At 35.7% G+C, this 13,751-nt stretch carries 12 protein-coding genes; 10 read left to right on the forward strand and 2 right to left on the reverse strand.

What is annotated here, in order from left to right; translation table 11 throughout:
- Window positions 1-122: 122 nt before the first annotated feature.
- Complete coding sequence (locus EZV73_RS21840; protein WP_240842566.1) at window positions 123-1,520, forward strand: ATP-binding protein; 1,398 nt, start codon at window positions 123-125, stop codon at window positions 1,518-1,520.
- Window positions 1,521-1,853: 333 nt separating this feature from the next.
- On the opposite strand, the gene EZV73_RS21845 is transcribed toward EZV73_RS21840, so the two are convergent.
- Complete coding sequence (locus EZV73_RS21845) at window positions 1,854-2,762, reverse strand: AraC family transcriptional regulator (RefSeq protein WP_240842567.1); 909 nt, start codon at window positions 2,760-2,762, stop codon at window positions 1,854-1,856.
- Window positions 2,763-2,975: 213 nt separating this feature from the next.
- Here EZV73_RS21845 and EZV73_RS21850 point away from each other — a divergent pair, with 213 nt between their 5' ends.
- Both EZV73_RS21850 and EZV73_RS21855 read left to right on the forward strand, forming a co-directional pair.
- Complete coding sequence (locus tag EZV73_RS21850) at window positions 2,976-3,875, forward strand: alpha/beta hydrolase (RefSeq protein WP_240842568.1); 900 nt, start codon at window positions 2,976-2,978, stop codon at window positions 3,873-3,875.
- Window positions 3,876-3,885: 10 nt separating this feature from the next.
- A complete protein-coding gene (locus EZV73_RS21855; protein WP_240842569.1) occupies window positions 3,886-4,869 on the forward strand; it encodes an SDR family NAD(P)-dependent oxidoreductase in 984 nt (327 codons plus the stop codon).
- 232 nt (window positions 4,870-5,101) lie between these two features.
- On the opposite strand, the gene ychF is transcribed toward EZV73_RS21855, so the two are convergent.
- A complete protein-coding gene (ychF, locus tag EZV73_RS21860) occupies window positions 5,102-6,196 on the reverse strand; it encodes a redox-regulated ATPase YchF (RefSeq protein WP_240842570.1) in 1,095 nt (364 codons plus the stop codon).
- Window positions 6,197-6,331: 135 nt separating this feature from the next.
- On the opposite strand from ychF, the gene EZV73_RS21865 reads away from it, so the two are divergent.
- From EZV73_RS21865 to EZV73_RS21895, 7 genes are all read left to right on the forward strand, one after another.
- Window positions 6,332-7,594 (forward strand): pitrilysin family protein, encoded by a 1,263-nt coding sequence (locus EZV73_RS21865; protein WP_240842571.1) that lies wholly within the window; start codon window positions 6,332-6,334, stop codon window positions 7,592-7,594.
- Window positions 7,591-8,859, forward strand: coding sequence for a pitrilysin family protein (locus EZV73_RS21870; RefSeq protein ID WP_240842572.1), 1,269 nt, complete (start codon window positions 7,591-7,593; stop codon window positions 8,857-8,859). The genes EZV73_RS21865 and EZV73_RS21870 overlap by 4 nt, the downstream gene beginning before the upstream one ends.
- A 27-nt stretch (window positions 8,860-8,886) precedes the next feature.
- The gene (gene lgt / locus EZV73_RS21875) at window positions 8,887-9,621 is read left to right on the forward strand and encodes a prolipoprotein diacylglyceryl transferase (protein WP_240842573.1); all 735 of its coding nucleotides are present in this window, start codon (window positions 8,887-8,889) and stop codon (window positions 9,619-9,621) included.
- A 240-nt stretch (window positions 9,622-9,861) separates the two neighbouring features.
- Window positions 9,862-10,293, forward strand: a complete 432-nt coding sequence (gene mraZ, locus EZV73_RS21880; RefSeq protein WP_240842574.1) for a division/cell wall cluster transcriptional repressor MraZ — start codon at window positions 9,862-9,864, stop codon at window positions 10,291-10,293.
- A gap of 8 nt (window positions 10,294-10,301) precedes the next feature.
- The gene (gene rsmH / locus EZV73_RS21885; RefSeq protein WP_240842575.1) at window positions 10,302-11,234 is read left to right on the forward strand and encodes a 16S rRNA (cytosine(1402)-N(4))-methyltransferase RsmH; all 933 of its coding nucleotides are present in this window, start codon (window positions 10,302-10,304) and stop codon (window positions 11,232-11,234) included.
- Window positions 11,235-11,242: 8 nt separating this feature from the next.
- Entirely contained in the window at window positions 11,243-11,737 is a 495-nt protein-coding gene (locus EZV73_RS21890; protein ID WP_240842576.1) for a hypothetical protein, read from the forward strand.
- A gap of 35 nt (window positions 11,738-11,772) precedes the next feature.
- On the forward strand, window positions 11,773-13,737 hold the full coding sequence (locus tag EZV73_RS21895; protein WP_240842577.1) for a penicillin-binding transpeptidase domain-containing protein: 1,965 nt from the start codon (window positions 11,773-11,775) through the stop codon (window positions 13,735-13,737).
- Window positions 13,738-13,751: the final 14 nt, after the last annotated feature.

Raw genomic sequence — 13,751 nt, forward strand, 5'->3', positions numbered from 1 at the left:
ATGTGTTGATTATGAATTATATCTGACTAATCTAGTATCCTAGCACGGAAAGTATTATACATACGATTATTATATTTCAAATTATAATAAAATGGTGTATAATTTAATTAGAGGTGATATGGATGAGATTTGTTAATAGAAATGAGGAACTTCAGTTTTTAAATGAAGAGTATGATAAAGACTGCTCCTCTTTAGTAATTATTTATGGGAGAAGACGCGTAGGTAAAACGTCTCTGATTCGTGAGTTTATTAAGGATAAAGCCTCAATTTATTTTTTAGCAACCGAAGAATCTGAAAAAGTAAACAGAAACTTGTTTAGAGAAGAGGTAGCCGAATACTTAGGTAGTGATTTGCTGAAGTCAGCTAAACTGGACCGATGGGAGCCGATATTTGAAACACTAATAAGTGATAAGGGAAGAAAGCTTGTTGTAATAGATGAATTTCAGTATATAGGTAAAAGTGATGCTTCTTTTCCGTCAGTGATACAAAAAATATGGGATAACATACTTGAAAAAGAAAATATTATGTTGATTCTTTGTGGTTCGCTTATTTCGATGATGGTAGATCAAACATTATCCTATTCAAGTCCTTTGTATGGAAGAAGGACTGGCCAAATTAAGTTAGGCCAGGTCGATTTTGTACATTTTAGTGAATTCTTCGAAGAAAAATCTTTTAAGAAATTGATTGAGTTGTATAGTATTAGTGGTGGCGTTCCGAAGTATATTGAGTTACTAGACTGTAAGAGGGATATACGTAACTTGATTGAAGACATCTTTTTTTCAAAATCTAACTTTCTATATGAAGAACCTTATTTTCTGTTATCGAAGGAAGTATCTGAAATAGGATCTTATTTTTCAATTTTGCGGGCTATAGCTGCCGGCAATCATAAAATGGCTAGAATTTCATCTTTCTTGGAAGTAAAGCAAGTGAGTTTAACAAGATATTTAAAAGTACTGATGGATCTAGATATTTTATATAGAGATGTCCCAGTTACTGAAAAACACCCAGAAAAGAGCAAAAAAGGTCTGTATAGGTTTAAGGATAACTATCTAAAGTTCTGGTTTAAATTTATCTATCCCAATAAAAGTCAGATAGAAAAAGGTCGCTATGCTGAAGTGTTGAATAAAATTATGTTAAACTTTGTTGATGGTCATGTAGCATTTGTTTATGAAGATGTTGCTAGAGAAAGCTTGTATAAACTGAATTTCATAAAAGATAATGCCATCTTTATAGATGCGCTTGGTAGATGGTGGAGTAAGGATAATGAAATCGATATTGTTGCTCTAGATGAAAATAATAAAATTATTTTATTTGGAGAATGCAAGTACTGGAAAGGTAAAGTTGGGATGTCGGTGCTTTTGGATTTGCAAAAAAGAAGTAAATCTGTTGACTGGAATATAGAAAATCGAATGGAGTATTATGTTTTGTACTCGTTAAATGGATTCTCAGAAGATTTGATAGCTTATGCATCTAAAAGCAAATATATTGTCTTAGTTGAGGGCTTGCATCAAATAACATAAAAATCCGCTAATCTGTTTATACAGGTTAGCGGATTAATTTTATACGTTGAATCTAATTATCGAGTTAAATAGTGTCTTCTGAGTGCTTTTGAGTTGATGATGCTTGTCATTTGAGTCTAACTGAGTCAATAGTTTTGATGGAGTTAATTGGGCTACTACACCATTAGTTACACCCATACAAAAATCTTTGTGTGGGTGTAGTAGGTGGTTACCTGTTAGTACTTATTAATTCCTAGATGTGTGGGAGTGTGCTTAGAATATATTGGTCAATCAGTATTGGGTGATGTTATTAAATGAATTACAGGGTGTAATCTATCAGTTTTGTTATTTCCATCAATTAACATGACGATATTTACTTGGTGTAATGCCTGTCATATTCTTAAAGAATTTAGAGAAGTTTGCAGGATATTCAAAGCCAAGTAGATAACCGATATTAGCGACAGATTCTTCAGAACTGATTAGTAGATCTTTAGACTTAGCTAATAAATGCTCCTGTATATATTCTTTGGTCCCTTTTCCTGTTTCTTTTTTTAGAAGATCACTTAGATAATATGGAGAATAACCAAGAGAAGTTGCTAATTCTTTTACTGATGGAATCCCTTGCTCTTCTAATTGTGCTAATTGAAATCTATCTTTTAGTAAGTTGTGAAATTCTGTGATGACATCCTTATTTTTAGTTGTTCTAGTTAGAAATTGTCGGCTGTAGTAACGATTACTGTAATTTAGAATGAGTTCTAAATTATTGATAATCAGGTCTCTGCTGAAGTGATCGATATTTTGTGTTATTTCATTTTGAATGGACTTTACCAAGTTGTTAAGTGTATTCCTTTCTACTTCTGAAACATGAAGTGCTTCATGTGCATCATATGAGAAAAACGTGTAATAATCCATCTTCTTTGCAAGTTCGCTACCTCTAAGAAATTCAGGGTGAATACAAAGTAACCAACCTTCAGCTTCTTTACCTTTAGTTGTAATGTTATAGGTGGCGATCTGGTTTGGTTCTACAAAAACAAGACTACCTTCTTGAAAATCATAGTATTGTCGTCCATACTCCATGCCTGCTTCAACGTTAGATTTCATTGATATGGCATAGAAGCCTTGACGAACTCTGACATTCGTTTTCTCCTGAACTGGATTGATTTTACTGATATCCATCACAGTAACTAAAGGATGTGTAGGTTTTTCATATCCACATATTTCGTGAAGTTGGGTAATACTATCTATTGAAATGATTGTTTCCATAATTCGCCTCCTGTTCTATATCAATTATATCATACAGAATAATAACAAGCTTATCTGGATTGCTGATGAAATTATCATTTTTAAGGATTCCTATGAATATTAAGGAAAAATGATAATTATATCCTTAATCTGAATATGTATAATCATTTCCATTTCCGTTACCATTGAGACAAGAATCAACACTCGAAAAGGAAACGGAAAAGGAGAATTAATATGATTAGTGATTTTATAATGAAACGTGTAGTTAAATTTGCAGGACAAGCAATGAGAACTCCAGTGCTTAGGAGACCTGATGATTATGGAATGGATTATGAAGAAGTTTACTTTCAGGCCCCTGACGGTGTTACCCTAGAAGGGTGGTATATGCCTGCTACAACAAAATCTAGTAAAGTGGTCATCTGTAACCACTTTTCCCCAGGAAACCGTTATGGCTATGCTGGACATCTTAGAGGTTACCGTAATTTCGGTGGATTTGAAGTTAACTTTATTCCAAAATACAAAGCACTGACTGAAGCCGGTTATAATGTTTTTGCTTATGATTTGAGAAATCATGGACTAAGTGGACAATCACACAATGGTGGATATAATGTTGGTCTTTTTGGCTACCGAGATGTAATTGGTTCTCTCAACTATATTCGTAATAGAGAAGATACAAAAGAGATGGATATTCATCTTCATAGTGTGTGTCTTGGTGGTAATGCTACTCTAGTGGCTATGCGTAGACATCCAGAAGCATTTGAAGATGTAAAATCTATGATGTTGATTCAGCCACTTTCTAGTGATGTAACGGCACAAACTATTTCTAATATGCTAAGAATGCCTAAAAAAGGTCCTGAGTTATATGAAAAGTACTATCGTCAAATATGGGGTTTCAGAGGAGATGATGTAACCCCTCGTACAGATGCAGAATTTGTATCTATGCCAACATTTGTGACACAGGTAAGAGAAGATACAATGACAACACCTGATGATGTACAAGCGATTTATGATGCTATACCTGTTAATGACAAGAAGCTTTTTTGGATTGAAGGAATGAAGCAGCGTTTCCGAGGTTACACATATTACTCTGAAAATCCACAGCAAATGATTGAATGGTATAACTCAAAATCTTAAGGAGGGTATTATGGCTAGAACTAAATTGTATCAGGAGTTCAATCAAGGACTTCCGAATGTAAATGGAAAAGTCTTTATTATTACAGGTACGACTAGTGGTACTGGGTATGTTGCAGCTCGCACTGCTGCCGAACATGGTGGTGAAGTAGTGTTACTAAACCGTAAATCTAAGCGTACAGAAACTATGATGAGATCACTTAAAGAAGCAGTTCCCAAAGGCAAATTTGTCAACGTCGAATGTGACTTACAATCATTTGACAGTGTTAGAAAGGCAATTTATGAGATAAAAAAGAAATATGACAGAATTTACTGTCTTGCTAATAATGCGGGCATTATGGGAACTCCAGATGAAGCAACCGTAGATGGTTATGACAAACAAATGCAAACGAATCATTTGAGTCACTTTTTACTCACGGCAGAATTATTCCCCCTACTTGAAGCAGAATCGCAGGCAAATGGTGATGCTCGTATCGTTAATCAAAGCAGTTTTGGGCGCCTCCATACTCCAAATAATAAATTGGAAGAAAGATATTTTGGTAAGAATGGTGGAAACCTTGGAGGTAATGAACTAAAGATTAGCTCTGGTGGTTGCATGGAACGCTATATGCAAACTAAGCTTGCAAATGCTGTTTTCACATACGGTTTAGCTGATAAACTGAAGGCAAGAAAATCTAATGTCAGAGCTGTAGGATCTCACCCTGGTTGGTCTGGGACTAACCTCTGGAGCCATATGCAGTTAGGTTTTGGTCTGAAAGTAGTTATGAGAGTTATGTCAACATTCCAGTCTCAATCAGCTGAAGATGGAGCTATGGGGCTTATTACTGGCATGATGGCTACAGATGCCAAATCAGGTGTTCTATATGGTCCTAAAAACTCGGGCAACAAAGGAGAAGCAGTACCAAATCCACCTGAACCATTTGAGAATGACCATAAAAATATCAAAATGTTATGGCGTACAAGTGAAAAAGCGACAGGTGTAAAGTTTAAGATTTAGTGCGCTATTAGTAAATAGCTATCGGATATCATTTCAAGTTTATCAGTGAAGCATTAGATTGAATCATTAGAATTTCGCTAAGCCAATAGAAGTTAGACACCGTTAGTCAAGGAGTTTAAATAGTTGACTTTTATCAGTTCAATTCCTACTACACCAATTTGATATTTGACTTAAAATAACCCGCTAAAACTGTTGCTATTACAGTGTTAGCGGGTTTGTTGATTTGTGTGTTTTATACGTTGAATCTAAATAGGATTACATCACCATCATTAACGATGTATTCTTTACCTTCTAGTCTTACTAAACCTTTTTCTTTGGCAGCAGCCATTGTACCGTGTTCTTGTAAATCGTTGAATGCGATAGTTTCAGCTCTGATGAAACCTCTTTCGAAGTCTGTATGGATTTTACCAGCAGCACCTGGTGCTTTTGTACCTCGCTTGATTGTCCAAGCTCTAACTTCTTGAGGACCAGCTGTTAAGAAAGAGATTAAGTCTAATAGGTGGTAAGAAGACTTGATTAACTTATCTAAACCTGATTCATCAAGGCCTAGCTCAGCTAAGAATTCCTTCTTATCATCTTCATCTAACTCAGAAATTTCTTGCTCGATTCTAGCACATACAACAACAACTTCTGCATCTTCTGTAGCAGCATGTTCTCTAACTTCTTTTACAAAATCATTATCGAAGTTGCCTTCAGCGATATCATCTTCAGAGATGTTTGCACAGTAGATGATAGGCTTAAACGATAATAGGTTTAATGATTTAACAAACTCAGTTTCTTCTGGAGTTAAATCCATTGTTCTTGCAGAAAGACCATTGTCTAAAGTTTCTTTAACTCTTTCTAAAATTTCAACTTCACCTTTTAAAGTTTTGTCGCCTTTTAGAGCTTTAACAGTCTTTTGTAATCTTCTATCAATCATTTCAGCATCTGAGAAAATTAATTCCAAGTTGATTGTTTCAATATCACTTGCAGGACCAATTTTGCCGTCTACGTGAATAACGTTTTCGTCTTCGAAACATCTAACAACATGAACGATTGCTGCAACTTCTCTGATGTGAGATAAGAACTTGTTACCAAGACCTTCACCATTAGAAGCACCTTTTACAAGACCAGCAATATCGTAAAACTCGATTGCTGTTGGGATAACTTTTTTAGAGTCATATAAATCTCTCAATACACTTAATCTATGATCGGGTACAGTTACAACACCCATGTTTGGTTCTATTGTACAGAAAGGGTAGTTAGCAGATTCAGCACCTGCTTTTGTAATAGCGTTAAATAATGTACTCTTACCGACATTTGGTAAGCCAACGATTCCTAATTTCATTTATTTTTCTTCCTCTCGTAGTGAATTTTTCATACAGAAATAATTATACATGATATATATACTGAATTCAACCATTCAAAACGCTAAACTATTATGACTTATCGTGTTATAATAGCATTGAGTTAGGAGATTTATATGCAATCAATGAAAACAGTATCTATCAATAACCGTTTAAGTGGTTATATGATAAAGTCTGATAAGTTCAAAACCGATTTAATCGGTGTCTATATAAAACGACAATTAAATAAGGAAGAAGCCTCTTTGAATGCTCTGTTATCAAGAATTTTGATACGAGCGACAAAGACTTACCAAACAACCAAATCACTCAATACCTACTTAGAAAGTTGTTATGGTATGATCTTGGTTTCTGATGTGGTTAAATATGGTGATCACCATATCTTACAAGTTAAGTTACAGTTTCCAGATCCAAAACATATATTAGATAAGGATATATTTGATAATGCCATAGATTTGGTCAAGGAAATTCTTTTTAATCCTCTTATAGAAAATGGTGGCTTTAAGCAGTCATACTTCGAACAAGAAAAGGCCCATTTGATAGATGAAATAGAAGGCCGCATCAATGATAAGATGTCTTATTCCCTTGAAAGATGTATTGAGTATATGTATGAAGGTGAGAATTATGCCAATTATGTCTATGGTGATGTAGAAGGCATTGAAAAAATTACAAATGAAGATCTTTACTTACACTATAAGAAAATCATCGATTCGTCTAAGGTAGATATAAGCATAATGGGTGACATAGACTATGATGTGGTTGAGTCAAAGCTTAGAAGTCTTCCAATAGAAGCCGGTCCGGTTGTGGTCAGTTTAAATGACCGTCATAAAACAGATGACTTAAAGGTTATACATGAAGAGCTAAATGTAAAACAGGGGAAATTGGTACTGGGTTACAATACACCGTATTCATTTTCTCATCCTTTATATGAAGCATCAATCCTTGCTTTTCATATTTTAGGTGGGGGACCAAACTCCAAGCTTTTTAAACTTTTACGTGAAGAACACGGCTTATGTTATTACGTTTATACCAAGTCTGATAAGTTTAAAGGCAATGTTTTTGTTGGTGCAGGTATAGAATCTGAAAACTACGATCATGTGGTGGCTTTAATTGGCTCTTGTTTAGAAAATCTAACAATCACAGCTGATGATTTGATTCATGCCAAAGATGCTATGATTGCTTCGGTTAGGTCTATACTGGATTTTCCAAACTCTTTTATCAACTTCTTCTATACGGAGATGCTTGATCGTGATTTGAGCAAGAAATTTTCTCTAGATGATATGGTTGACAGGTTTGAAGATGTGGATTTAGAGGATGTTATGTCTATATATAAACAGATGACCTTAGATACGATTTACTTTATTAATGGAGGTAGCCAATGATTTTTTACCATCCCTTATTAAACGAATCCCTTTATAAAGAGACCTTAGACAATGGTTTTAAGATATATGTTTTACCTAAAAAGGGTTATATGAAAACCCATGCTTTTTTCTCAACTGAGTATGGTTCTCTTTACAACAAGTTTGAAAAAGACGGTAAGTCTTATGAAATGCCCTTAGGCATCGCTCATTTTTTAGAACACAAGATATTTGAAGATGAAGGAGAAAATACTTTTGACAAGTTCGCTGATTTAGGTGCTTCAGTTAATGCCTTTACCAATCACTTTGCAACTTGTTATACTTTTTCTACTGTTGATAATGTAGAAGAGTGTATTTCTGAACTCCTTTCTTTTGTATGTGAGTTAAAGCTTTCTGATGAAAGTGTCGAGAAAGAAAAGGATGTTATTGTACAGGAACTGAAGATGTATGATGACCAGCCACAGTGGCGTGCCTTTATGAATATGCTTAAAGGTCTCTACCATGAACATCCGATTCAGTTTGATATCGGAGGCACTGAAAGTTCTGTAAGATCGGTGACTAAAGATCAACTTGAAACTTGCTACAACAAGTTTTATACACCAGACAGAATGTTCTTTTTCTTGATAGGTGATGTAGATGTCGACCAAATTGTTTCTATTATAAAGAAGAACTTGTGCAGGAATTTCTTAAGTCGACCGAGTGCACCGAAAATTGTCTTGCCAGATGAACCTAATCATGTGGTTAGAGATTTTCATGAAGAAGACTTTGAGATGCCAATGCCTATATTCTATATGGGTATCAAAGACAGGGTGTTTTATTCAGATACCAAAGCTAGACTTAAAAAAGGCCTGATCTCAAAAGTTTTATCGGATATGATTTTTGGTAAATCATCTGCTTTTTTTGAAAAGCATTATGAAAGTGGTCTTATTAACCAGTCTTTTTCATGTGACTTTTCATATGGTAGAACATTTGGTTATACAGCAGTCAGTGCTGAAACAAGACAACCTAAGCTTTTGAAAGAAAAGATTTCTGATGAAATTGATTATATGAAAGCACATGGTCTTTCTAGAGATGACTTTGAACGTATTAGAAAGAAGATGATAGGTAGACACTTATCTTCGTTTAACTCGACCAAGTACATCGCCAATACCTTTGTCAATTATTATATGAAGGGCATCGAGCTCTTTGATTATTTAGAAATACTAGAAAATATTACTTTTGACGAAGTGGAGGATAGATTTTTAGAGCATTTTGATTTACAATATAGTACAGTGTCTATTGTCAAATAGATGGAACTTAGATAAAAAGGAGTAGAAATGAATCCAGTAGCATTTGAAATATTCGGTATCAGTATCAGATGGTATGGCATCCTTATAGGATGCGGTATGTTAATCGGTGCTTATATCGCTATGAAAGAAGCAAAAAGACAAGGTTTTGAAGAAGAAACACTTTTAGACATTTTAATCATTGCACTGCCTTGTGCAATCATTGGTGCAAGACTTTATTATGTATTATTTAATTTAGATTTGTATGATACCATTTGGGAAGCCATCAACATTCGATCAGGTGGTCTTGCCATACACGGTGGTGTCTTAGCAGCAGTTGGATCTTTCTGGATCTATTCTAGAGTCAAGAAACTAGACTTCTGGAAATGGTTAGATATTGTTGCACCTTCACTAATTTTAGGTCAAGCCATTGGCCGCTGGGGTAACTTTATCAACCAGGAAGCTCATGGTGGTCCGACCGATTTACCTTGGGGTATCATGGTAGATGGTGTTAAGGTACATCCGACATTCTTATATGAGTCACTTGGTAACTTCATAATCTTCTTCATTTTATTTAAAATGAGAAAGACTAAGAAGTTTGATGGTCAGCAGATAGCATGGTACATGATCTTGTATTCAATCATCAGATTCTTCATAGAAGGACTAAGAACAGACTCTTTATACCTAGGTCCTATCAGGGTAGCTCAGTTGATTTCAATCGTTTTAGCTCTTCTAGGCGTGGCAATCCTTTATATTAAAGGAAAAAATGCAAAAAAAGTTGCATAAATTTTTTAGAGAAGACACCTACTACATGTAGGGGGTCTTTTTTATTTTTTGCCCCACTTTATACCACATTTGCCCCACAAATTGCACAAAATTCTTGCAAGTGTTGAAAATACTTTGCTTTAGACACACCTAATTTATGTAAACCCCTTGAATAGGAATAAAAAAAAAGGTAAAATAAATCTAAATAGTGGTACAAAGTGGGGAGATGTGGGTAAATACACATCAAAGTGGGGAAGTCATATGTTTTTTGGAGAATACAACCATAACATCGATGATAAAGGTAGAATGTCTATCCCAGCCAAGTTTAGAGAAGGTTTAGGAGAAAAATTCTACGTGACCAGAGGTCTGGATCAATGTCTGTTTGTATTTCCATCTGACGAATGGGAAAAATTTCAAGAAAAGTTAATGTCTTTACCACTCACAAAATCTGCTGCACGTAAGTTTAGCCGTTTTTTCTCTGCAGGTACAATGGACTATGGATTAGATAAACAAGGTCGTATTAACATAACATCTACATTAAGAAAACATGCTGAAATTGAAAAAGAAGTTGTAATCATTGGTGTTGGTACCAGATTAGAGATCTGGTCGAAAGATGCTTGGGAAGATTACAATTCTCCTGAAAATATGAATTACGATGAAATTGCTGAACAAATGGAAGAGTTAGGAATCTAGGAGGACAAATGAATTTCGAACATATCAGTGTACTGTTAAAAGAAACGGTTGATGGACTTGATATTAAGCCTGATGGTATTTATGTAGATGGCACTTTAGGTGGCGGTGGTCACTCTGAAGAAATTTTAAAAAGATTAACAACAGGCAAGCTTATAGGTATCGATCAAGATGAGAATGCCTTAAAGGCTGCATCTGAAAGATTATCAGAATATGGTGATAAGTTTGTGCCTGTCAGAGATAATTTCTCAAATATATTAGAAGTATTAAAAAAACTGGAGATTCATAAGATTGACGGTATGATGATGGACTTGGGTGTATCGTCGCATCAATTAGATGAAGCGGACAGAGGTTTTTCATACAGATTTGATGCGCCTTTAGATATGAGGATGGATCAAAGAAGCGACTTAGATGCTTATAAGGTCGTTAATACATATTCAGAAGATGACTTAAACAGAATCTTCAAATTGTACGGAGAAGAAAATTGGGCTAGAAGAATTGCCAAGTTCATTTGTGAACAGCGTGAAGAAAAACCAATTGAAACAACACTAGAATTGGTGGATTTAATCTACCGTGCCATTCCAGCGGGGGCTAGAAAAGAAGGTGGCCATCCTGCTAAAAGAACCTTCCAGGCCATTAGAATCGAAGTAAATGGTGAACTGGAAATTATCAAACAAACCATTGAAGATATTACTTCAGTGTTAAACAAGGGTGGTAGAATATCAATTATAACTTTCCATTCTTTAGAGGACAGATTAGTAAAGCAGACATATAAGGAATTAGCAACAGGATGTATTTGTCCACCGGAGTTACCGGTTTGTATGTGTAACAACAAACCTAAGTTAAAGGTGATCACAAGGAAACCTATTTTACCATCTCAGAAGGAGCTAGAGATGAATGCTAGATCTAAGTCAGCTAAGTTGAGGGTAGCGAAGCGAATCTAGGAGGCCGCATGGAAGCAGCTAAACGCATGTATGACAATTCATATAGTGAGAGACAAGAAACTGCGTCTTTAGCAAAAGCTTATCTTAATGATGCGCCTAAAGAGAAACCACAGGCAGTCACAAGCAAGAAAAAAGGCAGTATTATTTGTAATGCCTTTGGTATTGTGACAAGTATTGTTTACTGTTTGGTGATCTTAGGCCTGCTTTTAATGCCTTTGATTCGTGAAACACAACTTGCTCAACTTAAGATTGAGGAAGACTCTTATAAAAGAGAAATAGCAAGATTAGAACAAGCCATAGAAGAAGTTAAATATGAGTTTGAACAAAAAAGAGATATGGTGAATATAGAACAAGAAGCGAAGGAAAAGCTTGGGTTGGTCAGAAAGAAAGACGGTAAGGTTGAAACCGTTAAAACAAGTAGATATTATTCTTTGGACGATGCCCGAGATGCTTATTATAATACCGGTTATGATTTTTCAGCATCAGAAGATAAAGGGCACTAGCCCTTATTTTTATGGGGTGATATGATGGAGGACCTATGGATAAGAGTATTAGAGGGAAAACAATTTTTATATTTATCGTTTTGATGATCATTTTTGCAGGCGTAATAGCAAGGCTGGCTTATATAAATGTCTATCAGGGTCAAATGTTAAGAGACATGGTTGCAGATGATAAGTATTTTGAGAAAGTAATCGAATATAAACGTGGCGATGTCCTTGATAGAAAGGGCAACAAGCTTGCCTTTTCAGTAACCAATTACAAGGTGACCATTGCCAATGTTGCTAACATTCATCCAGAAGATTTTAATGATCTAGTAAGTCATCTTGCTGAAGTTTTAGATATGACTAATGAAGAAATCTTGGCTACAAGAAAAGATGGAAGCAAACACATGGTGGTGACTAAAGAAGCCACTAGGGCTCAGTACAAACGTATTGATACAATTTATCATAACTACTTGTGGTTAGATGAAGTAGGCGCCAGGGTATATCCTAATGAATCATTGGCAGCTGATGTGCTTGGTAGGGTGGCTGTAGATGATGAAACCAAACGATTCTCAGGCAAATATGGTGTTGAGTATCAGATGGAAGATGCTCTTACTGGGACAGATGGCAAGGTTATAACCCAGGCTGATAAGCAAAATAGAGAACTTGTATATAATGAAAGAGTTGAAGTTCCAGCAGTGGACGGGTCGGATGTCTATCTAACCATTGATGCAGTTATTCAGCACTATGTAGAACAAGCACTGGAAGCTGCATTTTTAGAACATCAACCACTGGCAGTCCATGCCTTAGTAATGGATGTTAACAATGGTGAGATTTTAGGTATGGGTTCTTATCCAACTTTTGATCCGACATCTATGGACTTGGTAGGTATGCCAGAAGAAAGAACCGCAGACCTTAACTCCTATGATAAAAACATGCTGACCTTTAATACATGGTCAAATGACATGATTCAGTCTAGGTATGAACTTGGATCAACTCTCAAGCTGATTACTGCAGCCATTGCCTTAGAGGAGTCTGTTGCTACACCGGATACAGTTTTTAATGAAGGTAACAACATTCAAGTTGCTGATAGAAATATCAAGTGCTGGTTTTATCCTCAGTCTCATGGTAAGGAAACCTTAACTGAAGCTGTTGGTAACTCATGTAACCCTGTTTTTGTAAGATTGGGTCAAATGATTGGCAAGGAAACTTTTTATAAGTATTATGAAGATTTCGGACTAAAAGAGTTGACGGGTATAGATTTACCTTTTGAGGGTTACCCTTTAACATTCCCGTTTGATAGAGTGGGTGAAACGGAGCTTGCAACTATGACATTCGGTCATGGTATTGCCCAAACACCTATACAAGTTGCAACAGCAGTTGCTGCTACTGTTAATGGCGGCTATCTATTAGAACCTCATATGGTTAAACGTGTTGTAGATGAAGAAGGCTTGATTACTTATGAGGCTGTAAGAGAAGTTAGACGTCAGGTAATTTCTGAAATTACATCTCAGCAAATGCGTGAAATCATGGAGTATGTTGTAACAGATGCATCTGGTAAAGCTGTACAGATTCCAGGTTACCGAATTGGTGGTAAAACAGGTACAAGTGAAAAGGTTGTAGATGGTGAGTATTCTGGTGAAAAAGCCATTGCCTCATTCGTTGCAGTTGCTCCAATCAACAACCCTGAAATTCTTGTTTATGTGGTTGTTGATGAACCGCAAGACAATATCTATGGTAGCCAGGTAGCGGGTCCGATTACAAAAAATATCCTAGTTGACACACTTGATTATCTAGAAATTGAAAAAGATATGACAACAGGCGTTTCTTATTACCAAGTACCAGATGTGCTTGGCTTAAAGCTTGAAGATGCTCAGGATTTGATTGAAGCTGCAGGCATGACATACAAGGTAGTAACAGATGAAACATACACAGAAGAAAACATAGTTATCAACCAATATCCAAAGGGTGGTTCTCTAAGAGAATCAGGTTCTTTGATTCTGCTTGAAATAAAAGACTAGTTCTGTCATAGACC

Source organism: Acidaminobacter sp. JC074, assembly GCF_022496765.1.
Classification (GTDB): Bacteria; Bacillota; Clostridia; order Peptostreptococcales; family Acidaminobacteraceae; genus JABXKX01.

Coding starts and splice junctions, on each gene's coding strand:
- EZV73_RS21840 (WP_240842566.1), top strand. CDS start 123: ATGAGATTTGTTAATAGAAATGAGGAACTTCAGTTTTTAAATGAAGAG.
- EZV73_RS21845 (WP_240842567.1), bottom strand. CDS start 2,762: ATGGAAACAATCATTTCAATAGATAGTATTACCCAACTTCACGAAATA.
- EZV73_RS21850 (WP_240842568.1), top strand. CDS start 2,976: ATGATTAGTGATTTTATAATGAAACGTGTAGTTAAATTTGCAGGACAA.
- EZV73_RS21855 (WP_240842569.1), top strand. CDS start 3,886: ATGGCTAGAACTAAATTGTATCAGGAGTTCAATCAAGGACTTCCGAAT.
- ychF (WP_240842570.1), bottom strand. CDS start 6,196: ATGAAATTAGGAATCGTTGGCTTACCAAATGTCGGTAAGAGTACATTA.
- EZV73_RS21865 (WP_240842571.1), top strand. CDS start 6,332: ATGCAATCAATGAAAACAGTATCTATCAATAACCGTTTAAGTGGTTAT.
- EZV73_RS21870 (WP_240842572.1), top strand. CDS start 7,591: ATGATTTTTTACCATCCCTTATTAAACGAATCCCTTTATAAAGAGACC.
- lgt (WP_240842573.1), top strand. CDS start 8,887: ATGAATCCAGTAGCATTTGAAATATTCGGTATCAGTATCAGATGGTAT.
- mraZ (WP_240842574.1), top strand. CDS start 9,862: ATGTTTTTTGGAGAATACAACCATAACATCGATGATAAAGGTAGAATG.
- rsmH (WP_240842575.1), top strand. CDS start 10,302: ATGAATTTCGAACATATCAGTGTACTGTTAAAAGAAACGGTTGATGGA.
- EZV73_RS21890 (WP_240842576.1), top strand. CDS start 11,243: ATGGAAGCAGCTAAACGCATGTATGACAATTCATATAGTGAGAGACAA.
- EZV73_RS21895 (WP_240842577.1), top strand. CDS start 11,773: ATGGATAAGAGTATTAGAGGGAAAACAATTTTTATATTTATCGTTTTG.